20 protein-coding genes, 1 pseudogene and 1 riboswitch are annotated in these 22674 nt (G+C 73.7%); of the genes and pseudogenes, 8 read left to right on the top strand and 13 right to left on the bottom strand.

Annotation, left to right across the window (positions count from 1 at the left end):
- Positions 1 to 12 precede the first annotated feature (12 nt).
- The 7 genes from hisG to ribD form a co-directional block, all read right to left on the bottom strand.
- Positions 13 to 861 carry an ATP phosphoribosyltransferase gene (gene hisG / locus QFZ71_RS03120; RefSeq protein ID WP_307666710.1) on the bottom strand — a complete coding sequence of 283 codons (849 nt, stop codon included), beginning with the start codon at positions 859 to 861 and terminating at the stop codon, positions 13 to 15.
- A gap of 90 nt (positions 862 to 951) precedes the next feature.
- Complete coding sequence (locus tag QFZ71_RS03125) at positions 952 to 1224, bottom strand: phosphoribosyl-ATP diphosphatase (protein ID WP_307666711.1); 273 nt, start codon at positions 1222 to 1224, stop codon at positions 952 to 954.
- A 35-nt stretch (positions 1225 to 1259) separates the two neighbouring features.
- Positions 1260 to 1745 (bottom strand): 6,7-dimethyl-8-ribityllumazine synthase, encoded by a 486-nt coding sequence (gene ribH / locus QFZ71_RS03130; protein WP_003970409.1) that lies wholly within the window; start codon positions 1743 to 1745, stop codon positions 1260 to 1262.
- Positions 1746 to 1776: 31 nt separating this feature from the next.
- A complete protein-coding gene (locus tag QFZ71_RS03135) occupies positions 1777 to 3075 on the bottom strand; it encodes a bifunctional 3,4-dihydroxy-2-butanone-4-phosphate synthase/GTP cyclohydrolase II (RefSeq protein ID WP_307666712.1) in 1299 nt (432 codons plus the stop codon).
- A complete protein-coding gene (locus QFZ71_RS03140) occupies positions 3072 to 3716 on the bottom strand; it encodes a nicotinamide mononucleotide transporter family protein (protein ID WP_307666713.1) in 645 nt (214 codons plus the stop codon). The genes QFZ71_RS03135 and QFZ71_RS03140 overlap by 4 nt, the downstream gene beginning before the upstream one ends.
- Complete coding sequence (locus tag QFZ71_RS03145) at positions 3713 to 4321, bottom strand: riboflavin synthase (RefSeq protein WP_307666714.1); 609 nt, start codon at positions 4319 to 4321, stop codon at positions 3713 to 3715. The genes QFZ71_RS03140 and QFZ71_RS03145 overlap by 4 nt, the downstream gene beginning before the upstream one ends.
- Positions 4321 to 5421, bottom strand: a complete 1101-nt coding sequence (ribD, locus tag QFZ71_RS03150; protein WP_307666715.1) for a bifunctional diaminohydroxyphosphoribosylaminopyrimidine deaminase/5-amino-6-(5-phosphoribosylamino)uracil reductase RibD — start codon at positions 5419 to 5421, stop codon at positions 4321 to 4323. Before ribD ends, QFZ71_RS03145 begins: the two co-directional genes overlap by 1 nt.
- A gap of 174 nt (positions 5422 to 5595) precedes the next feature.
- Positions 5596 to 5726, bottom strand: a riboswitch (FMN riboswitch).
- 297 nt (positions 5727 to 6023) lie between these two features.
- Between ribD and QFZ71_RS03155 the strand changes: the two genes are divergently transcribed.
- Positions 6024 to 8378, top strand: a complete 2355-nt coding sequence (locus QFZ71_RS03155; protein ID WP_307666716.1) for a chitinase C-terminal domain-containing protein — start codon at positions 6024 to 6026, stop codon at positions 8376 to 8378.
- A 248-nt stretch (positions 8379 to 8626) separates the two neighbouring features.
- Here QFZ71_RS03155 and QFZ71_RS03160 read toward each other — a convergent pair whose 3' ends face one another.
- Positions 8627 to 9817, bottom strand: a complete 1191-nt coding sequence (locus QFZ71_RS03160) for an ROK family transcriptional regulator (RefSeq protein WP_307666717.1) — start codon at positions 9815 to 9817, stop codon at positions 8627 to 8629.
- Between the two features lie 201 nt (positions 9818 to 10018).
- Here QFZ71_RS03160 and QFZ71_RS03165 point away from each other — a divergent pair, with 201 nt between their 5' ends.
- From QFZ71_RS03165 to QFZ71_RS03175, 3 genes are all read left to right on the top strand, one after another.
- Positions 10019 to 11248: an MFS transporter gene (locus QFZ71_RS03165; RefSeq protein ID WP_307666718.1), complete on the top strand. Its 1230-nt coding sequence runs from the start codon at positions 10019 to 10021 to the stop codon at positions 11246 to 11248.
- Positions 11249 to 11426: 178 nt separating this feature from the next.
- Positions 11427 to 12866 carry a uracil-xanthine permease family protein gene (locus QFZ71_RS03170; RefSeq protein WP_307666719.1) on the top strand — a complete coding sequence of 480 codons (1440 nt, stop codon included), beginning with the start codon at positions 11427 to 11429 and terminating at the stop codon, positions 12864 to 12866.
- 115 nt (positions 12867 to 12981) lie between these two features.
- On the top strand, positions 12982 to 13353 hold the full coding sequence (locus QFZ71_RS03175) for a VOC family protein (RefSeq protein WP_307666720.1): 372 nt from the start codon (positions 12982 to 12984) through the stop codon (positions 13351 to 13353).
- A 94-nt stretch (positions 13354 to 13447) separates the two neighbouring features.
- Here QFZ71_RS03175 and QFZ71_RS03180 read toward each other — a convergent pair whose 3' ends face one another.
- Positions 13448 to 13750, bottom strand: a complete 303-nt coding sequence (locus tag QFZ71_RS03180; RefSeq protein WP_307666721.1) for an aldehyde dehydrogenase family protein — start codon at positions 13748 to 13750, stop codon at positions 13448 to 13450.
- Between the two features lie 236 nt (positions 13751 to 13986).
- Here QFZ71_RS03180 and QFZ71_RS03185 point away from each other — a divergent pair, with 236 nt between their 5' ends.
- From QFZ71_RS03185 to QFZ71_RS03195, 3 genes are read left to right on the top strand one after another with little or no spacing between them, the layout of a single operon-like run.
- Positions 13987 to 15249, top strand: a complete 1263-nt coding sequence (locus tag QFZ71_RS03185; RefSeq protein WP_307666722.1) for a lycopene cyclase family protein — start codon at positions 13987 to 13989, stop codon at positions 15247 to 15249.
- The gene (locus QFZ71_RS03190; protein ID WP_307666723.1) at positions 15246 to 15962 is read left to right on the top strand and encodes a class I SAM-dependent methyltransferase; all 717 of its coding nucleotides are present in this window, start codon (positions 15246 to 15248) and stop codon (positions 15960 to 15962) included. Before QFZ71_RS03185 ends, QFZ71_RS03190 begins: the two co-directional genes overlap by 4 nt.
- Positions 15962 to 17515: an NAD(P)/FAD-dependent oxidoreductase gene (locus QFZ71_RS03195; protein WP_307666724.1), complete on the top strand. Its 1554-nt coding sequence runs from the start codon at positions 15962 to 15964 to the stop codon at positions 17513 to 17515. The genes QFZ71_RS03190 and QFZ71_RS03195 overlap by 1 nt, the downstream gene beginning before the upstream one ends.
- Before the next feature lie 35 nt (positions 17516 to 17550).
- Here the strand turns inward: QFZ71_RS03195 and QFZ71_RS03200 are convergent, their stop codons facing one another.
- The 4 genes and pseudogenes from QFZ71_RS03200 to QFZ71_RS30405 all read right to left on the bottom strand — a co-directional run bounded on the left by QFZ71_RS03200 (position 17551) and on the right by QFZ71_RS30405 (position 22198).
- Positions 17551 to 18555, bottom strand: a complete 1005-nt coding sequence (locus QFZ71_RS03200; protein WP_307666725.1) for a DUF5914 domain-containing protein — start codon at positions 18553 to 18555, stop codon at positions 17551 to 17553.
- Positions 18552 to 19568: a phytoene/squalene synthase family protein gene (locus tag QFZ71_RS03205; RefSeq protein ID WP_307666726.1), complete on the bottom strand. Its 1017-nt coding sequence runs from the start codon at positions 19566 to 19568 to the stop codon at positions 18552 to 18554. Before QFZ71_RS03205 ends, QFZ71_RS03200 begins: the two co-directional genes overlap by 4 nt.
- On the bottom strand, positions 19565 to 21082 hold the full coding sequence (locus tag QFZ71_RS03210; protein WP_307671328.1) for a phytoene desaturase: 1518 nt from the start codon (positions 21080 to 21082) through the stop codon (positions 19565 to 19567). Before QFZ71_RS03210 ends, QFZ71_RS03205 begins: the two co-directional genes overlap by 4 nt.
- A pseudogene (locus QFZ71_RS30405) lies at positions 21079 to 22198 on the bottom strand (polyprenyl synthetase family protein). Before QFZ71_RS30405 ends, QFZ71_RS03210 begins: the two are co-directional and overlap by 4 nt.
- Between QFZ71_RS30405 and QFZ71_RS03230 the strand changes: the two are divergent.
- On the top strand, positions 22121 to 22357 hold the full coding sequence (locus tag QFZ71_RS03230) for a hypothetical protein (RefSeq protein ID WP_307671635.1): 237 nt from the start codon (positions 22121 to 22123) through the stop codon (positions 22355 to 22357). The pseudogene QFZ71_RS30405 and the gene QFZ71_RS03230 overlap by 78 nt on opposite strands.
- Positions 22358 to 22674: the final 317 nt, after the last annotated feature.

A 22674-nucleotide genomic window follows, 5' to 3' on the forward strand; every position in this document is an offset into this window, starting at 1 on the left:
CGGCCGGGGCCGTCAGAGACGGCAGGCGTGGATGGCCGTGGTGAGGATGGCGCGGGCGCCGAGCTCGTACAGGTCGTCCATGATCCGCTGCGCCTCCTTGGCGGCGACCATGGAGCGGACGGCGACCCAGCCCTCGTGGTGCAGCGGGGAGATGGTCGGGGACTCCAGGCCGGGGGTGAGGGCGACGGCGCGCTCCAGGTGCTCGACGCGGCAGTCGTAGTCCATCATCACGTACGACCGGGCGACCAGGACGCCCTGGAGGCGGCGGAGGAACTGCTGCACCTTGGGGTCGTCGGCGGGGGCGCCGTTGCGGCGGATGACGACGGCCTCGGAGGTCATGATCGGCTCGCCGATCACTTCCAGTCCGGCGTTGCGCAGGCTGGTGCCGGTCTCGACCACGTCGGCGATGATCTGGGCGACGCCCAGCTCGATGGCGGTCTCGACCGCCCCGTCGAGGTGGACGACGGACGCGTTGACGCCGGCCTTGCCGAGGTGGTCGGCGACGATGCCCTCGTAGGAGGTGGCGATCGTCATGCCGTCGAAGTCCTGCGGGCCCGCCGCGGTGCCGGGCTTGGTGGCGTAGCGGAAGGTGGAGCGGGCGAAGCCGAGCTGGAGGATCTCCTCGGAGTCGGCCCCGGAGTCCAGCAGCAGGTCGCGGCCGGTGATGCCGATGTCGAGCTTGCCGGAGCTGACGTAGATCGCGATGTCGCGGGGGCGGAGGTAGAAGAACTCGACCTCGTTCTCGGGGTCGACCAGGACCAGTTCCTTGGACTCCTTGCGCTGCTGGTAGCCGGCCTCATGGAGCATCGCCATCGCAGGCCCGGAGAGTGAACCCTTGTTGGGGACGGCGATGCGCAGCATGAGGTCGGCTTCCTTCGTGCGGAGGGAGTGTGCGGGTGGTGTCGCGCTGGTGTCGCTCGGGCCCGGCCCGAGGGCAGGCCGGGGGGCGGCTCAGAGATGGGCGTAGACGTCGTCGAGCGAGATCCCGCGGGCGACCATCATCACCTGGACGTGGTACAGCAGCTGGGAGATCTCCTCGGCGGCGGCCTCCTTGCCCTCGTACTCGGCGGCCATCCAGACCTCGGCGGCCTCCTCGACGACCTTCTTGCCGATCGCATGCACGCCCTTGCCCACCAGTTCGGCGGTGCGGGAGGTCGCGGGGTCGCCTTCGGCGGCCTTGAGCTGGAGCTCGGCGAAGAGCTCTTCGAAGGTTTTCTGTCCCATGATGGTCCTCAGAATACGGGGTCGCGCGGGGGCACTCAGCGCCAGGGTTCGCTGACGGTGCGCAGCGTGGCCGCGGTGGCGACGGCGGCGGTGACCGCTTCGTGCCCCTTGTCCTCGTTGGAGCCTTCGAGCCCGGCGCGGTCGAGCGCCTGCTCCTCGGTGTCGCAGGTCAGTACGCCGAATCCGACGGGAACACCGGTGTCGACGGTGACCTGGGTGAGGCCGAGGGTGACGCCCTGGGAGACGTATTCGAAGTGGGGGGTGCCGCCCCGGATGACCACGCCGAGGGCGACGATCGCGTCGTAGCCGCGTCCGGCGAGCACCTTGGCGACGACGGGCAGTTCGAAGGAGCCGGGGACGCGCAGGAGGGTCGGTTCGTCGATGCCCAGCTCGTGCAGGGCGCGCAGGGCGCCGTCGACGAGTCCGTCCATGACCTTCTCGTGCCACTGGGCCGCGATCACGGCCACGCGGAGGTCGCCGCAGTTGCGTACGGACAGTTCGGGTGCACCCTTGCCGCTCATGTCTCTCCTGATGGTGATGGGGTGGTGGTGGTCACTGGTCGGCGCAGGTCGACGGCGGGGCGCCGTCGAGCCAGGGCAGATCGTGGCCCATGCGGTCGCGCTTGGTGCGCAGGTAGCGCAGATTGTGCTCGCCGGCCTGGACGGGCATGGGCTCGCGGCCGGTGACGGTGAGGCCGTGGCGGACGAGGGCCGCGGTCTTCTCCGGGTTGTTGGTCATCAGCCGCAGGCTGGAGACGCCGAGGTCCGCGAGGATGCGCGCGCCCGCCGCGTAGTCGCGGGCGTCGGCGGGCAGGCCCAGCTCCAGGTTGGCGTCGAGGGTGTCCACGCCGCGTTCCTGGAGTTCGTAGGCGCGCAGCTTGGAGAGCAGGCCGATGCCGCGCCCCTCGTGGCCGCGCAGGTAGACGACGACGCCCCGGCCCGCTTCCGTGATGCGCCGCATGGAGGCGTGCAGCTGGGGGCCGCAGTCGCAGCGCTGGGACTGGAAGATGTCGCCGGTCAGGCACTCGGAGTGGAGGCGGACGAGGACGTCCTCGCCGTCGCCGATCCCGCCGTGGACCAGGGCGACGTGCTCGACGCCGTCGACGATGGAGCGGTAGCCGTACGCGGTGAAGTCGCCGAACGCGGTGGGCAGCCGGGTCGCGGCCTCGCGGCGGACGACCGGCTCGTTGCTGCGGCGGTAGGCGATCAGGTCCTCGATGGAGATGATCGTCAGGCCGTGCTTGCGGGCGAACGGGATCAGCTCGGGCAGCCGCAGCATGACGCCGTCCTCGCCGGCGATCTCGACGATGGCCCCGGCGGGGCGCAGTCCGGCGAGCCGGGCGAGGTCGACCGCGGCCTCGGTGTGGCCGTTGCGGACCAGGACACCGCCGGAGCGGGCCCGCAGCGGGAAGACGTGGCCGGGGCGGACGAAGTCGCCGGGGCCCGCGACGCCGCCGGCGAGCATGCGCAGGGTGGTGGCGCGGTCGGCCGCGGAGATGCCGGTGGTGACGCCGTGGGCGGCGGAGGCGTCGACGGAGACGGTGAACGCGGTCCGCATCGACTCGGTGTTCTCCGCGACCATCTGCGGGAGTTCGAGCCGTTCCAGCTCGTCGCTCTCCATGGGGGCGCAGATCAGCCCGCGGCACTCGCTCATCATGAAGGCGACGATCTCCGGGGTGGCCTTCTCGGCGGCGATGACGAGGTCGCCCTCGTTCTCGCGGTCCTCGTCGTCCACGACGACGACGGGGCGGCCTGCGGCGATGTCGCGGACGGCCTGCTCGACCGGGTCCAGGGAGAACGTCTCGGGCAGCGGGTCGTGGCCGGCGGGCGGCCAGGTGGGCCGGTCGGTCATGCCGTGGCTCCTTCCAGAGCGGGTGTCCGCGAACGCAGCCACCAGTCGCGCATCCCCCACAGGACGAGGGCGCCGTAGATCACGTAGACGAAACCGGAGAAGGCGAAACCGTTGGCGAAGTTCAGCGGGACGCCGACCAGGTCGACCAGCAGCCAGGCGAACCAGAACTCGACCATGCCGCGGGCCTGGGCGTACATCGCGACGACGGTGCCGACGAAGATGTACGCGTCCGGCCACGGGTCCCAGGACAGCGACGGGAACGCGGTGAACAGGCCCCCGACGGCGAGGGTGCCCAGCGCGGCGGCGCCGATGAGCACGCCGCGCTCGCGCCAGGTGGCGAAGCGGACGGCGATGGAGCCGTCCTGGGCCTGCTGCCTGCCCCGGTTCCAGGACCACCAGCCCCACAGGGCGACGACGATGACGACGAGCTGCTTGCCCGCGCTGCCGGAGAGGTGGGCGGAGGCGAAGGCGACGAGCAGGATCACGCCGGAGAGGAGCTGGGCGGGCCAGGTCCAGATGGAGCGCCGCCAGCCGAGGGCCAGGGCGATCAGGCCGACGATGTTGCCGATCATGTCCGACCACTTGATGTGCTGGCCGAAGACGGCGAACGCCTCGGAGTTGAGCCAGTTCGCGGGGTTCATCGCGGGTCCTGTCCGGTCCGGTCGCCGAGCATCCGCTCGACGTACTTGGCGATCACGTCCACTTCCAGGTTGACCGGATCGCCGGGCTGCTTGTGGCCGAGCGTGGTCAGGGCGAGGGTGGTGGGGATGAGGCTGACGGTGAAGTGGCCGGCCGCCGCGTCGACGACGGTGAGACTGACTCCGTCGACGGTGATGGAGCCCTTCTCCACGACGTACCGGGCCAGCTCCGGCGGCAGGGAGACCTTGACGATCTCCCAGTGCTCGGAGGGGGTGCGCTCCACGATGGTGCCCGTGCCGTCCACGTGGCCCTGGACGAGGTGTCCGCCGAGCCGGCCGCCGAGCGCCATCGGGCGCTCCAGGTTGACGCGGGAGCCGGGGGCGAGTGCGCCGAGGCTGGAGCGCTCCAGGGTCTCGGCCATCACGACGGCGGTGAACTCGCCGTCCGCGGTGTCCACGACCGTGAGGCAGACGCCGTTGACCGCGATGGAGTCGCCGTGCCGCGCGCCCTCGGTGACGAGGGGGCCGCGCAGCCGGAAGCGGGAGGCGTCGGCGAGGCGCTCGACGGCGGTGACCTCACCGAGTTCTTCGATGATTCCGGTGAACATCAGTTTCCCTTCCGAGCAGGGGCGGGTACGGCGGTGACGCGCAGATCGGGGCCGATCGCCGCGGTCTCCGTCACTTCGAGGCGCAACGCGCGGGAGATGGTGGTGATTCCGGCGTCGGCGAGGGCGGCGGGGCCCGCGCCGAGCAGGACGGGGGCGAGGTAGCCGACGACCTTGTCGACCTTCCCGGCGGCGACGAAGGCGCCCGCGAGGGTGGGGCCGCCTTCGAGGAGTACGGAGCGGACGCCACGGGCGTGCAGGGCGTCGAGGAGGGCGTCGAGGTCCAGGCCCGGGCCGGTGGCGGCGCGGGGCAGACGCAGGACGGACACGCCGGGGAGATGGCCGTCCGGGGCGTCGTCGGCGACGGCGATCAGGGTGGGCGCGGTGCCGTCCAGGACCCGGGCGCCGGGCTTCACGGCGGTGGCGTCCGTGTCGAGGACGACCCGCAGCGGCTGGGTGGCGCCGTCGATGCCGCGTACGCCCAGCTGGGGGTCGTCGGTGCGGGCGGTGCCGGAGCCGACGAGGACGGCGTCGGCCTCGGCGCGCAGCCGGTGGACGTCGGCGCGGGCCTCGGGCGAGGTGATCCAGCGGCTGGTGGCGTCGGCGGCGGCGATCCGGCCGTCGAGGGTGGCGGCGTACTTCCACAGGACGTACGGGCGGCCGAGGCGCACCGAGGTCAGCCAGGCGGCGTTGACGGCCTCGGCCTCGTCGGCGAGGAGCCCCCGCTCGGCCCGGACCCCGGCGGCGCGCAGGGTGTCGCCGCCGCCGGTGGCCTGCGGGTCCGGGTCGCCGACCGCGTACACGACCCGGCTGATCCCGGCGGCCAGGAGGGCCCGCGAGCAGGGGCCGGTGCGGCCGGTGTGGTCGCAGGGTTCGAGGGTGACGTAGGCGGTGCCGCCGCGGGCCCGCCCGCCGGCCGCGCGCAGCGCGTGGACCTCGGCGTGCGGCCCTCCGGCGCGCTGATGGAAGCCTTCGCCGACCACGGCTCCGGAGGCGTCGGTGATCACACAGCCGACGACCGGATTGGGGCTGGTGGAGCCGAGACCGCGCGCGGCGAGCGTGACGGCTCGGCGCATGGCGGTGATGTCGGCTGCGGTGTCCACCGGGTCCTCCTGCCTCTTCGGGCACGGACTCCGGGGCCTGTCGATGACGACAGAGAGCGGTTCACCTGCGGAAACGCCGGAAATCCCCTACGAACGGGGAACGCCGGGAACGCACGGGCCCGGAAGGAATCCCGGCCACGCGTCCGCCGACGGCGGCGTACCGATGACGAACCGCCGCGCACTGCCTCCCATCCGGACTTTCACCGTCGGTCCAGGAATTTCACCTGGTCAACCGGCCGCTGGCTGCGGACGGGTCGCGGACTGTAACCGCCGGTTCGGAATTGCACCGACCCCGGAGTGCGCTGCTACTGGTACGCAATCAGTCTGCCATGGACGCCGCACGGCCATGCGGGTGACCGCTGTGGCCTGGGTCACAGGGCGGGCTGGCGCGTTTTCGTCGGCGCGAACGCGACAACGTCGTCATGCGGGAAGTTGACCCTTAAAGGTCCAGACCTATTGACGCTCTGGTCTAGTCCTCTTAATCTCTGCGTCACCTCCGAGGCTCGGTCCCACGGTGCGCGCACACCGGGACCCCGACAGACCCACCCCCTTTTCAGCCAGTTGTGTTGTGTTCTGCCGACCTCCCCAGGAGGAACGACCACATGCTGTCCCCCACCCGAGCGCGAGCCACCCTTCTCGCCGCCGGCGCCGCCGTCGCCGGACTGCTGCTGAGCTCCCTCGCCGCAGGCCCCTCGGCCGCCGCCGACCAGAACTCCTGTCGCCCCGACGGCCTGTACCAGACCCCCGGCGTCGACGTCCCCTACTGCTCCGTCTACGACGCGGACGGACGCGAGAAGATGGGCGCCGACCACCAGCGGCGCGTCATCGGCTACTTCACCAACTGGCGTACCGGCAAGGACGGCAAGGGCGCCTACCTCGTCCCGGACATCCCGTGGGACAAGGTCACGCACCTCAACTACGCCTTCGCGCACGTCGACGGCTCCAACAAGCTCTCGGTCGGACCCGACAGCGCCGACAATGCCTCCACCGGCATGACCTGGCCCGGTGTCGCGGGCGCCGAGATGGACCCGGCGCTCCCCTACAAGGGGCACTTCAACCTGCTGACGAAGTACAAGAAGCAGCACCCGAACGTGAAGACCCTGGTCTCCGTGGGCGGTTGGGCCGAGACGGGCGGCTACTTCGGTCCCGACGGCAAGCGGGTGGACTCCGGCGGCTTCTACGCGATGGCCACCAACGCCGACGGCTCGGTCAACCAGGCCGGCATCGACACCTTCGCGGACTCGGCCGTCGACTTCATCAAGAAGTACGGCTTCAACGGCGTCGACATCGACTACGAGTACGCGACCACGATGAAGGACGCGGGCAACCCGCTGGACCACACGCTGTCCAACGGCCGCCGCGCCGGGCTGGTCAAGGGCTACGACGCCCTGATGAAGACGCTCCGCGAGAAGCTCGACCGCGCGGGCGCCGCCGACGGCAAGCATTACCTGCTGACCGTCGCCGCCCCCTCCTCCGGCTACCTGCTGCGGGGCATGGAGACGTACCAGATGCAGAAGTACCTGGACTACGTCAACATCATGTCCTACGACCTGCACGGCGCCTGGAACGAGTACGTCGGCCCGAACGCCTCCCTGTTCGACGACGGCAAGGACGCCGAACTGGCCCAGGCGAGCGTGTACTCCACCTCGCAGTACGGCGGGACCGGCTACCTCAACACCGACTGGGCCTACCACTACTTCCGCGGCTCGATGCCGGCCGGCCGGATCAACATCGGCCTGCCGTACTACACCCGCGGCTTCAAGAACGTGCAGGGCGGCACCGACGGGCTGTGGGGCCGGGCGGCCACGACCGACTGCCCGGCGGGCGCGGGGCTGACCAAGTGCGGTGACGGCGCGGTCGGCATCGACAACCTCTGGCACGACAAGGACACGGGCGGCAAGGAATCGCCCGCCGGTTCCAACCCGATGTGGCACGCGAAGAACCTGGAGAAGGGCATCGTCGGGGACTACGTCACGGACTACGGCTTCCCGGCGAACACCCGGCTGACCGGCACGTACGCCCGCAAGTACGACTCCACGCTGGTCGCCCCGTGGCTGTGGAATGCCGAGAAGAAGGTGTTCCTCTCCACCGAGGACGAGCAGTCGGTGAAGGCCAAGGCCGACTACGTCGTGGACAAGGGCATCGGCGGCACGATGATCTGGGAGCTGGCCGGCGACTACCGGTGGAACGCCGCCAAGGGCCAGTACGAGAGCGGTGACACGCTGACGACCGCGATGTACGACGCGTTCAAGTCGGCCTCCCCGTACGGCGCGAAGCGCTCCACGATCGACCTGCCCACCCAGGCCGTGAACATCGACGTCTCCTTCGGGCAGTTCCCGCTGGGCGACTCCAACTACCCGATCAGCCCCAAGCTGAAGATCACCAACCGGACCAAGGCCACCCTGCCCGGCGGTACGGAGTTCCAGTTCGACTACTCCACCTCCGCCCCGGCCAACGCCAAGGACCAGTCCGGCTTCGGCACGACGATCGTCCGCAGCGACCACAAGGCGGCCAACAACATCGGCGGTCTCAAGGGCGACTACAACCGCGTCTCGCTGAAGCTCCCGGCCTGGCAGACCCTGGCCCCCGGCGCCTCGGTGGAGCTGGACTTCGTCTACTACCTGCCCACGTCCACGCCGTCGAACTGGACCGTCACCTTCGGCGGGAAGTCCTACTCCCTCGCCGGTGACCTGGCCCGCGGCACCACCGTGGTCGAGCCCGGCACCGGGACCGGCCCCACGCCGACGCCGGACCCGACCGGCCCGACCCCGAGCCCGTCCCCGACCCAGCCGGGCGGCACCTGCACGGCCCCGGCCTGGAGCGCGGCCACCGAGTACGGCGGCGGCTCGACCGTCAGCCACGGCGGCCACCAGTGGAAGGCGTCGTGGTGGACGAAGGGCGAGACGCCCGGATCGACCGGCCAGTGGGGCGTCTGGAAGGACCTCGGCGCCTGCTGACCCCTCCGGCCCCCGGGCGGCGGCCCACCCGGCGGCCCGGCCTGAGCGGCCCCACCCCTGCCGGCCGCCGGGCCGCCGGCCGGCCTCGGGCGGAAGGACCTCGGGCCGGGCGTCCGGGCCGGCGCGGAGGGCACGGGCCGGGCGTCCGGGCCGGCGCGAAGGGCACGGGCCGGGCGTCCGGTCGCGCACACGGGGCCCCGGCGGACCGCCGCCGGGCCCTCGCGCGTTCCACGGGGCCGCCCTGCCGGTCAGCCCTCCGGGGCGAACAGCGCGTCCTGCGCCGCGTCCCGCGCGGTGATCAGCGCACCGCGCAGGACGGCCCCGTCGCCCAGCGAACCGGCGCGGACCTCCGTGCGCAGGGGTGACATCGCGGCCAGCCGCTCCTCGACCCGCGCGGCGAGCGCGGCTCCGCCCGCCTGGCCGACGGCCCCCGCCAGCAGGACGCAGCCGGGGTCCAGCACCGACACGACGGCGGCGGCCCCGAGGGCGAGGCGGTCGGCCACCTCCTTCAGGAACGGTTCGCCCGGCTCCCCCGCCTCCAGCGCGGCCCGCAGCGTCTTCACGGCGGCAGCCTCCTCGCCGCCGGCCGGCACCGTGCCGAGGTCCAACAGGCCGTGCGCGGAGGCAAGTTCGCACAGCGCGACCGAGCCGGCGAGGGAGTGGAAGCCTCCTGCGCAGTCGACCGCCGACGGCAGCCCGCTCACGCCGGGGACGGGCAGGAAGCCGATCTCACCGGCGCCGCCGGACGCCCCCTGACGCAGCCTGCCGTCCAGCATCACCGCGGCCCCGATCCCCTGGCCGAGCCAGAGCAGGACGAAGGTGTCCCGGCCCTGAGCGGCGCCCTCCCGGAGCTCGGCCACCGCCGCCAGGTTGGTCTCGTTCTCCACCAGGACGGTGGCGGGCAGCCGCCGTCGGAGCTCCCGGACCAGCCCCCGGTGCCAGGCGGGCAGGCCGGTGCTGTCGCGCAGTTCGCCGGTGGCGGGGTCGATCAGCCCCGGCGCCCCGATCCCGACGCTGTGCAGGGGGACCGGACCCGCGGCGCGGGCGGCGCGCTCCAGCAGGGCGACGGACCGCTCGACGGCCGGACCGGTGCCGGTGTCGCCGCCGACGGGCAGCGTGTCCTCGGCGAGAGTGGCCCCCAAGAGGTCCGTGACGACCACCCCGACACTGCCGAGGCGCACGTCGAGCGCCGCGAGGTGGGCGCGGTCCGCGACGATCCCGTACAGCTTGGCGTTGGGGCCGCGGCGGACGGCCCCGGACTCCCCCACCACCTCGATGAGCCCCGCGGCGCCGAGCCGTTCGACGAGGTCGGCGACCGTGGGCCGGGAGAGACCGGTCTCCGTCTTGAGCTGGGCGGCCGTCAGCGGACCGTCCTGCTGGAGCAGCCGCAGGGCGAGCCGGTCGTTGATGGCCCGAGCCGTGCTCGGAGATGCGCGCATAGCGGGAATCCTTCCAGACCGCCGGCCACCCGTGTCCGGGCCGCTCCCCCGGCCCGCCCGCCGGTCCGTCCGCGGCCACGAGAAAGCGGCTATTTATCAGGCAGGGTTCCTGATAGTTTACGCCACGCATCGCCGCACCGAAGCGCCGGGACCTCCGGGGCCGTCGGCATCCGAGGGATTCCCGGGGAGGGACACGACGGCATGACGAACGACTCGACCGTCACGGTCTACAGCACACAGCAGGTGGGACGGGCCCGTTACGCCGTCGCCGCGGTCTTCACCGTGCACGGCGCGGTGACCGGCAGCTTCGCGACGCGGGTGCCGTGGATCCAGGACCACGCCGGGGTGAGCGCGGGCCAGCTCGGCCTGGCTCTGGCCTTCCCGGCGATCGGCGCGTCGATCGCGATGCCGCTCGCCGGACGGATCAGTCACCGCTTCGGCGCGCGGAACGCCCTGCGCGGGCTGCTGGCCCTCTGGACGCTGGCGCTGATCCTGCCCGCCCTCGCACCGAGCCTGGTGGCGCTGTGCGCCGCCCTGTTCGTCTACGGGGCGACGGCGGGGATGTCCGACGTGGCGATGAACGCCCTGGGCGTCGAGGTGGAGACCCGTCTCGACAAGTCGATCATGTCGGGTCTGCACGGCATGTGGAGCGTGGGCGCGCTGATCGGTTCGGCGGCGGGCACGGTCGCGGCCCACACCGCGACCGACGCCCGGACGCACCATCTCGTCGCGGCCCTGCTGCTCACGGCGCTGGGTCTGATCGCCTGCCGGGACGTCCTCGACATCCAGAGCCGCCCGGACGAGGAGCCGCCGCCGCGGTTCACGCTGCCGCCGAAGTCGGCCCTGATCATCGGGGCGATCGGATTCTGCGCCGTGTTCGCCGAGGGTGCCAGCCTGGACTGGTCGGCGGTCTACCTGCGGGACGTCCTGGACAGCTCGGACGGTCTCGCGGCCGCGTCCACCACGGCGTTCGCCCTGACGATGGCGGTGGCCAGGATCGCCGGGGACCGGATCGTCGACCGGTTCGGCGCGGTCCGCACGGTGCGGACCGGGGGAGCGATGGCCACGGCGGGCGGGCTGCTGGTCGTGTTCTCACCCTCCCCTGCGGCCGCGATGTGCGGTTTCGGGCTGCTGGGCCTCGGCGTTGCGGTCGTGGTCCCGCTGGCCTTCGCCGCGGCGGGGCGCAGCGGGCCGAACCCGAGCCAGGCCATCGCGGGTGTCGCCACCATCACGTACACCTCCGGTCTGATCGCCCCCTCCGCGATCGGCTCGCTGGCCGAGGCGACCTCCCTGGTGGTGTCGTTCGGCGTGGTGACGGTGCTGGCCTTCGGTCTGGTGCTGGGTGCCGGGGTGCTCCGGTCGGCCGACCGGAAGGTCACCGGTTCGGCGGTCGGCGGGGGTACGGCGGCGAAGAGCGTCACCGGCGGCTGACGGGCCGCCCCGGACGAGGACGGCGCGGGGCCGGGGATCGCGGCGGCGCGCGGGGGCGACCTCCGCGCGGCCGCCGCGCGCCGCACCACTACCATGGCGCTGATCTTTTCCGCAGGTGATCACCGAACACCGGGTCGCAGACCGGCCGGCACACCGAGCAGACCTTCAGGGAGCAACCATGAGCCTCGGCGTGCGCTGGACCTTGCACGGCGACGGGAAGACCCCCGCGCCCGGGGCGGTGGTCCGCCCCGACGAACGGCTCTCCTGGCCCCGGACGTTCGGACTCGGCGCCCAGCACGTGGTCGCGATGTTCGGGGCGTCGTTCGTCGCTCCGGTCCTGATGGGCCTGGACCCGAACCTGGCGATCATGATGTCGGGCGTGGCGACCGCGATCTTCCTGCTGGCGACCAAGGGCCGGGTGCCCAGCTATCTGGGCTGCTCGCTCTCCTTCGTCGGTGTCGCGGCCACGATCCGGGCGAGCGGCGGTGACAGCGCGACCGTCACGGGCGCGGTGCTGGTGGTCGGCGCGGCCCTGTTCCTGGTGGGTCTCGCCGTGCAGCGGTTCGGCGCGCGGATCATCCACGCGGCGATGCCGCCGGTGGTGACGGGCGCGGTCGTGATGCTGATCGGCTTCAACCTGGCCCCGGTGACGGCCTCCACGTACTGGCCGCAGGACCAGTGGACGGCGCTGGCGGTGATGCTGTTCACCGGCCTCGCCGTGGTGTGCCTGCGCGGTTTCCTCTCCCGGATCGCGATCTTCCTGGGGCTGGTCTTCGGGTACGTGCTGTCGTGGGTGCTGGACCTGGTGTTCGGGAAGATCCATTCCCCGGTGGGCGGGGCCGAGGCCGTCGACCACTGGCGGCTGGACCTCTCGGCCGTCGGCCGGGCCGACTGGATCGGGCTGCCGTCCTTCCACGCGCCCGCCTTCGAGTGGTCGGCGATCCTGGTGGCGCTGCCCGTGGTGATCGCGCTGGTCGCGGAGAACGCCGGGCATGTGAAGGCCGTGGGTGAGATGACCGGCGACCCGCTGGACGACAAGCTCGGCACCGCCATCGCGGCGGACGGCGCGGCCTCCATGCTCTCCACCGCGGTGGGCGGGCCGCCGAACACCACGTACTCCGAGAACATCGGCGTGATGGCCGCGACGCGCGTCTACTCCACCGCCGCGTACTGGGCGGCGGCCTGCTTCGCCCTGCTCTTCGGCCTGTGCCCCAAGTTCGGCGCGGTCGTCGCCGCGATTCCGGGCGGGGTGCTCGGCGGGATCACCGTGATCCTGTACGGGATGATCGGCCTGCTCGGCGCGCAGATCTGGCTCAACGGCCGGGTGGACCTGCGTAATCCGCTCAACCTCGTCCCGGCCGCCGCGGGCATCATCATCGGTGTCGGCGGCGTCAGCCTGAAGATCACCGACACCTTCGAGCTGGGCGGCATCGCGCTCGGCACCCTCGTCGTGATCACCGGTTACCACGTGCTGCGCGCGTTCGCCCCGGCCCACCTCAAGACCCACGAACCCCTGCTGGACTCCGGCACCTCCACGTACGACGAGGGCACGGACGGCGACGGGCACGCGGGAGGCAAGAGCGCGGGCGGCCGGGACGAAAAGCCCGGGAAGTCCTGACCGCGGGCCGGCCGGGGGCGCGCGTCCTCACGGCCGGGGCGGCCCCGCTGAGCGGCGTCGCGTTTGACCACCGGCCGCGCGAGGTACCCGCCCCTCACGCAACCGAGGAGGACCCATGGGTTTCGCCACGCTCCAGCTCACCGCGATCGACTGCCCGCGGCCGCTGCGGCTCGCCGAGTTCTACGCTGCCGTGCTCGGCGGCCGCATCGAGGGCGGCGAGGACGACGACTGGGTGGACCTGCACCTGGACGACGGCTCCCGGCTCGCCTTCCAGCGGGCCGAGGACCTCACGCCCCCGGAGTGGCCGCGGGCCGACCGCAACTCCCAGCAGCTCCACCTGGACCTGACCGTCACCGACATGGACGCCGCCCACGCCAAGGTGCTGGAACTCGGCGCGCGCGAGCTGGACGTGGACGAGGACGCCCATGCCGGCTTCCGCGCCTTCGCCGACCCCGCCGGGCACCCCTTCTGCCTCTGCCGCGCCTGACCGGCCGGGCGACGCGGGGTCGGCGGGAGCGCGACGACGGCCCGGGGGGGGGCATCCAGCCCCCCGGGCCGCCGCCGACCCACCGCACGGGGCGTCAGCGCACCAGCCTGACCAGCTTGTGGTTGGCGGCCACGACGGTGGCCAGCTCCCCGAGTGCCTGTTTGACCGGCTTGCCCATCTCGCGGGTGATGACGGCGGCGAGCCGGTCCTTGCGCTCCTCGTAGAGCTCCGCGACCCGTCGCAGTACGCCGGCTCGTTCCGCGGGCGGCCGGGCGGCCCAGGCACGCTGGGTCCCGTCGGCCAGGGCGAGAGCCTCACGCAGTTCCCCGTCGGTGGCGGTGGGGTACTCCTTCTCGGTCTCGCCGGTGGCGGGGTTGACGACTCGGTAGGTGCTCATGGGTTCCTTCCGTGCGGAGCGCCGGGACGGGGCCCGTGCGGTGGGGGGACGGGCCGCAGGACGTCCGGGCGGACATTCGGGTACCCATCCGGCAGATGGGCACACCTCGACCATCCCTCTCTTCCGCGGGCGCGCTGCGGACCGGCTCGCGCCGTCACGCCCCGAAGGGGCGATGGTCCGGAGTGTGCGGGCCGTCCGGGGGTACGGTCCTGCCAGTGGTGGAGCGCCCCCACCTGATGCCCGACCGAGAGGGAGCCGTGCCGACCGACGTACCCGACTTCGATGTCGTCATCGTCGGTGCCGGGGCGGCGGGGCTGAGCCTGGCCCACCACCTGTGCGCGCCGGGCGGCCGTACGCCGCTGTCCATCGCCCTCGTCGGTGCGCCGCCGGGCCCGCTGAGCCCGCCCCGTCGCACCTGGTGCTTCTGGGAACGGGGCGCGGGCCCGTACGACGGGTCGCTGACCGCCTCCTGGTCCCGGCTGCGGGTCCGCACGGCAGACGGGAGCGCCGTGACGGCCCGCCTGCCGGAGCTGCGCTACAAGATGCTGCGCTCCGACGACTTCGAGACCCTCGTCGGCCGCCGGCTCGCCGGCTCCCGCGGGCTGCGCCGGACGACGGCGACGGTCGAGTCCGTGCGCGACCTGCCCGGCGGCGGGGCCGAGGTCCTCGGCCGGGACGCGGCGGGCGAACGCGTCCGGCTCCGCGGGCGGCACGTCTTCGACTCCCGGCCGCCCCGGCTGCTGCCGCCCGCCCGCACCACCCTCCTCCAGCACTTCTCCGGTTGGTTCGTCCGCACCGAACGGCCCGTGTTCGATCCGGCCGTGCCGGACCTGATGGATTTCCGCACGCCGCGGCCCGCGCGGGGGCTCTCGTTCGGCTACGTCCTGCCGATCGACGCGCGCACGGCGCTCGTCGAGTACACGGAGTTCTCCCCCGCGCCGCTGGACGCCGACGCCTACCGGCAGGCCCTGGACCACTACACGCGGGAGGTCCTGCGTCTGGGCCCGTTCGAGGTGACGGCGCGCGAGCACGGCGCGATCCCGATGACCGACGGCCGCTTCCCGCGCCGCGCGGGGCGGTCGGTGTACCGCATCGGCACCGCCGGCGGCGCGACCCGCCCCTCGACCGGTTACACGTTCGCCGCCGTGCAGCGGCAGAGCCGCGCCATCGCCGCCGCCCTGCGGGCCGGGCGCCCCCTCCGGGTGCCGGCCGCCCACAGCCGCCGGTCGCGCGCGATGGACGCGGTCATGCTGCGGGCGCTGGACACCGGCCGGATCGACGGATCGGACTTCTTCGGCCGCCTCTTCCGCGGCGTGCCCGCCGAGCGGCTGCTGACCTTCCTGGACGGCGGCTCCCGGTGGTACGAGGACCTGCTCATCGGGGTCCGGACGCCGGTCGCCCCCATGCTGCGGACCGTCGCGGAACTCCCCTTCACGCCCCGCCGTCCCGCCCTTCCTCTGCCTCCCCCACCCTCCGGACCGGAAGAAAGCCGTTCATGAGCCTGTTGCGCGGTGCCGCACTGTCCGAAGCCTTCGACCAGGGCTCCGCCGCCTACGACCGTCTCGTCGCGGCCAGCCCCGGCTACCACGCGCATCTGCGCCGCTCCGCACGGCGGCTCGACCTGCCGGACGGCGGCGCGGGGCTGCGCGTCCTGGACCTGGGATGCGGTACGGGCGCCTCCACCGAGGCGCTGCTCTGCGCCGCTCCGCTCGCCCGGATCACCGGCGTCGACGCCTCCGCGGGCATGCTGGAGCGGGCGGCGGCCAAACCCCGGCTGACCCGGGTGGACTTCGTGCACGCCCCGGTGGAGGAGCTGGCTGGGCGGCTGGTTCCGGGCTCCTTCGACGCCGTGTTCGCCGGCTACCTCTTCCGCAACCTCCGGGACCCCGACGCCGCTCTGCGCCTGACGCACCGCCTGCTGGTCCCGTCCGGCCGACTGGCGGTGCACGAGTACACGCTCGGCGGCTCGCCGGTGCACCGCGCCGTCTGGAACGCCGTCTGCTCCGCGGTCATCCGGCCCGCCGGACGGCTCACCGGGGACGCCCGCCTCTACCGGCACCTCCAGGACAGCGTGAACACCTTCGACACGGCCCCCGAGTTCGCCGGGCGACTGCGCCGGGCCGGGTTCCGGGACGTACGGGCCCTGCCGCTCCCCGGCTGGCAGACCGGCATCACGCACACCTTCGTCGGCCGCACAGGGAAGGAGACGTGATGCCGTCGAAGAGGCACGGCGGAGCCCACCGACACGGCAGGGACCGGCGGGCCGCGGTACTCCACGCCCCGCGCGGCCGCGCCCGGTTCGCCGGCGAGGCCCCCGCCGCCGCGGTCGTCGGCGGCGGCCTCGCCGGGATCGCGGCCGCCACCGGGCTGGCCGAGCGGGGCGTACGGGTGACCCTCTACGAGGGCGAGCAGAGCCTTGGCGGAAGGCTGGCAGGCTGGCCGACCCGGCTCGCCGACGGTACGACCGTCACCATGAGCCGTGGTTTCCACGCCTTCTTCCGCCAGTACTACAACCTGCGCGGCCTGCTGCGCCGGGTCGACCCGGACCTCGACACGCTCACCGCTCTGCCCGACTATCCGCTCAGGCACAGCTCCGGGCTCCACGACAGCTTCGCCCGTATCCCGCGCACCCCTCCGCTGAGCGCCCTCGGATTCGTCGCGCTGAGCCCGACCTTCGGCGTCCGCGATCTGGCCGGGATGAACCCCCGGGCCGCCCTGCCGCTGCTGGACGTGCGGGTGCCCGACGTCTACGAACAGCTCGACGGGGTCAGCGCCCACGACTTCCTGGCCCGCATCCGCTTCCCCGAGGCCGCCCATCACCTGGCCTTCGAGGTCTTCTCCCGCAGCTTCTTCGCGGACCCGCGCGAACTGTCCGCCGCCGAGCTGGTCCTGATGTTCCACATCTACTTCCTGGGCTCCAGCGAGGGACTGCTCTTCGACGTCCCGGCCGAGCCCTTCCCCACGGCCCTGTGGGACCCCCTCGCCGGCTACCTGGAGGGCCACGGTGTCGAGGTGCGCACCGGCACGCCCGTCCACCGGGTCCGGTCGCTGCCCGACGGCGGCCTCGACGTCGACGCACACGAGGGCGCCTCCCGCTACGACGCCCTGGTCCTCGCCCTGGACGGCGCCGGACTCCGGCGGCTCGTACAGGCGTCCCCCGGACTCGGCGACGCCCCCTGGCGGGGCGCGGTCGACCGGTTGCGCTCCGCCCCGCCGTTCCTGGTCTCGCGGCTGTGGCTGGACAGGCCGGTGGCGCACGACCGCCCCGGTTTCCTCGGCACCAGCGGGTACGGGCCGCTGGACAACGTGAGCGTCCTGGAACGCTGGGAGGGCGAGGCCGCACGGTGGGCGCGGCGCACGGGCGGTTCGGTGCTCGAACTCCACGCGTACGCCGTCTCCCCGGACGCCGACCGGGCCGCCGTGCAGGCGGAGGCCCGGCGCCAACTGCACCGGATCTACCCGGAGACACAGGGAGCCCGGATCGTCGACGAGCGCCACGAGTGGCGGGCGGACTGCCCGATGTTCCCCGTCGGCGGCTACGGGGACCGGCCCGCGGTGCGCAGCCCCGACCCGGCGGTCACGGTGGCCGGCGACATGGTCCGCACCGGGCTGCCGGTGGCGCTCATGGAGCGCGCGGTCACCAGCGGGTTCCTGGCGGCCAACGCGCACCTGGAGCGGTGGGGGGTGCGCGGGCAGACCCTGTGGACCGTGCCGCGCAGCGGACGGTCCCTTCCGCTGCGGTGGCTCGCCGCGCACGGCGGCTGACACCCGGCCCCGGAGTCCGCGCCCCCGCCCGGGCGTCAGCCGGGGAACCGCCCCGCGGCCCGCAGCTCCCAGCGCCGTTCCGCGTACGCCAGGTCGTCACGCCACAGCCGGCCGGCCGATGCCCGCATCAGCGGCCGGAGCAGCGGCGCGGCGGCGCGGGCGACCGCGAACCCGCGGCGGTCCGAGGCAGCGACGAGCGCCTCGACGACGGCGGTGCGGGGCCGCCCCCGCTCGTCCGGGGCCAGCGGGGTGGCGTGGGTCTCGACCACGGACCCCGCCCCCTCGCCCTCGATGATGTGCATGACGACGGTACGGGGCTCGGGCGCGGTGAACCTGGCCACGACGGGCACGACCAGCCGCCCGGCCACCTTGAAGGACACCTCCACCAGGAACCCGTCGTCGTCCGCGGCACCGTCGTCCGGGGCGTCGATGACGACCAGGTCGACGAAGGAGTACGGGTGGAACCAGGCGCCGTGCCACGGGTCGAGCCGGTTGGCGACCACGTCCTCCGGCTCGCACCGCCCCACCCCGGTGCAGACCGCGTCGACGCCTTCCCGCAGGCGCGGCCGTGCCGGGATGCGGGGCCGCTCGGTGGGGGGCTCGCCGCCCGTGCGGTCCAGCCGCACCCAGAGCAGCACCCCGTCGTCGAAGGCGGGGTAGGGCTCCCATCCGGCGAACGGCCCGCCGTCCAGGGCGAGCCCGTGCCAGTGGCAGACGAGCGTGCCGCAGCGCACGGGGCTCTCCCGCAGCGGCGCCCCGAGGTGGGGGCAGGCGCCCGGGCCCGCGCGCAGCCTGCCGTCGCTGTCGCGCCAGGCGACGATCTCGGTGGTGGCGACGGTGAGGCCGAGCGTCCGACCCGGCGGAAGGTCGCGCGAGGCGCCGATGACGTACCAGTTCCCGGAGGGACGGCTTCGGGCACGTTCGAGGGCCCGGGCGATGAGGGAGGGCTTCGCCGCCCGCCAGGTCGGTTCCTGCCGGTCCCACGGCACGGGTGCGCGGCGCAGCCGCAGCGGGATACGGCGGCGTGCGGACGGGCTCATGCAGCCTCCCCCGGTACGGGCATGACGGCGGTGCGGGCCGGGGCGGCGGGACACGGCGCGGCCACGGTCTCCGTCCGGCGGTCCGCCCACGCGCGGGCGGCGAGCGCGCGCACCAGCCCGTCCAGCGCCACGGCCGCCCGGCGCCGGCGCGGGACGACCGCGCGTCGGTGCAGGACCGCGTACTCGCCGGCCTCGATCGCGTCGAGGATGCCGCTGTAGAGCACGAACGCCGTACGGATGCAGGGCCGGGACACCGGGTCCAGCATCCCGAGTCCGGGCAGAGCCTGCCGGTAGACCGTCCGGGTGTGGGCGGCGAACGCCCGCAGCACGGCGGTGATCGCGGGGTCCCCGGCCCCGGTACGGCGGCTCCACTCCAGGAGTTCCCGGTCCACGCCGTGGGCGTGGAGCAGGTCGGCCGGGAGGTAGACCCTGCCGCGGTCCAGGTCCTCGCCGACGTCCCGCAGGAAGTTGGTCAGCTGGAAGGCGACGCCCAGCGCCGCCGCGGGGGCGGCGGCCTCCTCGTGCCGGACGACGGTCCCGAGCACCGGCAGCATCTGCAGGCCGATCACGGCGGCCGATCCGTGCATGTAGCCGTCCAGGTCCGCGAACGAGGCGTATCCGGTGACGGTCAGATCGGCGCGCATCGAGGCCAGGAAGTCGGTGAAGTGCCGGTGGTCGATGCCGTGGCGCCCGGCCGTGTCGGCGAGCGCCCGGATGACCGGGTCGGTGGCCCGCCCGCTCCGCAGCCCGCTCTCCAGCTGCTCCTCCAGCGCCACCAGGGCGGCGGCCCGCTGCCCGGTGGTGGCGGTGGATTCGAGGTCGTCCACGATGTCGTCGGCGAAGCGGGCGAAGCCGTACAGGGCGTGGACGGCCGCCCGCCGGTCGACGGGCAGCAGCCGCGTCGCGAGGAAGTACGTCCTGCCGTGCCGGGCGTTGAGGTCACGGCAGCGGGTGTAGGCGGCGCGGAGGCCGGGCTCGTGGATGCCTGCGGCGTCCAGCTCACGGGCGGTCATACGGCGGAGCCTCTCGTGCGTCGGGATGGAGCGGCGGGTGGGCCGGTGATCCTCTGCGCCGCCAGCTTCCCGGAGAGCAGCACGGTCGGCACGCCGACACCCGGGGTGGTGCCGCACCCGGCGAGGACGGCGTTGGCGGTGCCCCGCACCAGGTTCCGCGGACGGAAGGGACCGGTCTGGGGGAAGGTGTGGGCCACGGCGAACGGGGTGCCGGCCGCGTGTCCCTGAGCGGCCCAGTCGACCGGTGTGACCAGCCCCTCCTGCTCGATCGCCGCGCCCAGACCGGGCATCTCGCGCCGCTCCAGCCAGGCGAGCAGCTCGTCCCGGTAGCGGGGTCCGAGCTCCCGCCACTCCCTGACGCCGGGCCCGATCGTGGTGTTCGGGCAGGGCGCCAGGACGTAGTGGAGGTGTTTGCCCGGCGGGGCGAGGGAGGGGTCGGTGGCCGTGGGCCGGGTGATCAGCAGCGAGGGGTCCGACATCAGCTCGCCGGTCCGGGTGAGCTGATGGAAGGTGCTCTTCCAGGCGGCCCCGAACGAGATGGTGTGGTGCGCGAGATCCGGCCAGGTACGGTCCGTGCCCGCGTGCAGGATCACCGCGGAGGGCGAGTGCCTCAGTGGCAGGGGCCTGCGCGGCGCGTGGCCGAGGAGGCCGTAGGCGACCGGCAGATCGGGTGTCAGGACGACCGCGTCGCACGGGATGCGCTCCTGGTCGGTGACGACCGCGGTGACCCGGTCGCCCGCACGCTCCAGCCGGGTCACCGTCCGTCCGTAGCGGAAGTCGGCACCCGCCTCGGCGGCGGCGCGGGCCATCGCGGTGGGCAGGGCGTGCATGCCGCCGCGCGGGAAGTAGACCCCGGCGACCGTGTCCATGTAGGCGATCACGGCGTACGCGGCCAGGGCTCTGGCCGGGGGGACGCCCGCGTAGAGCGCCTGGAAGGAGAAGACCCGGCGCAGCCGCTCGTCGGAGACGAAGCGGCCGATCCGGGCGTCGAGCCGGCCGAATCCGCCGAGGGCGGCGAGGCGGGCGAGGTCGGGGTGGAGAAGCTGGAGGGGCGAGTCGAAGTTGGCGTCGATGAAGCGGCGCATCTGCACCCGGTAGAGCCGCTCCAGCCAGCTCCGCAGCCGCCGGTAGCCGACCGCCTGGCGGGCTCCGGCGAACTGTTCGACGGCTGCCTCCATGGCCGCTCCGTCGGTGTGCACGTCGAGCTGCGACCCGTCCGCGAACCTGGCCCGGTAGGCGGGGTCCAGCCGGATCAGCTCCAGTCGGTCGGCCATCCGTGCGCCGACGGCGGCGAAGGCGTCCTCCACCAGGTCCGGCATGGTCAGCACGGTCGGGCCGGTGTCGATGCGGAAGCCGTCCCGCGCCAGCAGTCCGGCCCGTCCGCCGGGCAGCGCGTCCCGTTCGACGACGGTCACCCTGCGGCCCGCGCCGAGCAGGTGGAGCGCGGCGGACAGTCCGGACAGCCCCGCGCCGACCACCACCACGTGGTCGGTCCGGCCCTCGATCGTGATCACGGGAAACGGCCTCCTTCGACCATGGCCGGGGCTGCGGGCTTCGCGGCTCCCCGGTACGGGGTGTGCGGCGTGCCGGGGACGGGCGGACGGTTCTCCGCGACCGTGCGCAGCAGTCCCATCAGCCGGTCCCCCGCGTGCGCCTCGACGTCGACGGCGCGGGCCAGGTGGCGCGCGGCCCGCTCCCCAGGAGCCGCGCCCTGTTCTCGACATGGGCGCGGGCGCCGGTCGCCTCCAGGACGGCGCGGGCCTCCGCGAGACCTTCGTCGCCGGGGCCCGGGTCGCCCACGGCGCGGTCCAGGACGGCCAGGGCGCGGTGGTCGCCGGCGGCGTCGGCGCGGCTGCGGGCGACCGCCAGCAGATAGGTGGACTTGCCTTCGCGGATGTCGTCCCCGGACGGTTTCCCGGTGGCCACCGGGTCGCCGAAGACCCCGAGCAGGTCGTCCCGGAGCTGGAAGGCCGTTCCCGCGTACCGGCCGGCCGAGGGCAGCCCGTCGGTGGTCCGCTCGTCCGCCCCGGCCAGGGCGGCCCCCAGGGCCATGGGCCGCTCCACCGAGTACAGGGCGCTTTCAGGCAGGAGGTGCGCAGCGCGCTCGCCGCCGAGGCGGTGCCGACGGCCTGATCGCGCAGGTCCCGGTACTGCCCGGCGATCATCTCGCCGCGCATGGCCCGCCACACGGCCGCGACCCGCCTCCGCCGGGCGGGCGGCAGGGCCGTCTCGGTGACCGTGTCGTCGGCCCGGACCAGGGCCTGGTCCCCCGCGAGCACGGCGGCCGAGGCGCCGAACGCCTCGCCCGGTCCCGAGTCGGGCGGGAGTCCCGGGCGCTGGGCCAGGGCGAGGTGGACGGCGGGCCTGCCCCGCCGCGTACGCGACCGGTCCATGACGTCGTCCTGGATGAGAGCGCAGGTCTGGATCAGCTCCAGGCCCACGCCGAGCCGCAGCGCGGGTGTGGTGGCGGCCGCACCGCAGGCGCGCATGGCCCACCAGAGGAGACGGGGCCGCATCCGCTTGCCCCCGCGCGGGGTGAAGTCGGCGACCCGGTGCGCCACCTCTTCGGCGAACACGGGATCGTGCTGGGCGGCTTCGGCGACCCGCTCCGCCAGAACGGCTTCGGCCATCCGGTGGACACCGCCCGCCACATCGTGGTCGACGGCCTGTGCCTCCTCGGGGGTGTCGCCGAAGCCGCGGGGTCCTGCCGGGTCGGTGCCTCGGGTCACGGGTGCCGCGAACGCGTGGTCCGCGGGCAGCGAGAGGCCCATCTGACGCCCTTGTCCTAGGGGAGGAGGGCGGAATTCGCCGTCCGCAGCAACTGGTACCCCGTCATCCCGTTCGCTACCGACCGGAGAGGCCGGGTGGCCCGTCGGCAGTCGGCCGTCCCCGGTCGGCGCGCACAGTGGCCACCTCCTCGCGTGCCCGTCGCCGGGGCCGCTCCGAAGAGCCCGCGCCCGGAAGTTTTGAGGAAGTCGGCCCGGACCGGCACGAGGGCCGGCCGGTGGCGAGGGCGGGGGCGTACTCCGGGGCGGAGGAGCCCAGCACGCCGGAACAGCCGTCCGGTTCCCCGGCCGCTTCACCCACAGGTATGCGTCGATCCGGG

Source organism: Streptomyces sp. V2I9, from assembly GCF_030817475.1.
In the GTDB taxonomy this organism is placed as follows: domain Bacteria; phylum Actinomycetota; class Actinomycetes; order Streptomycetales; family Streptomycetaceae; genus Streptomyces.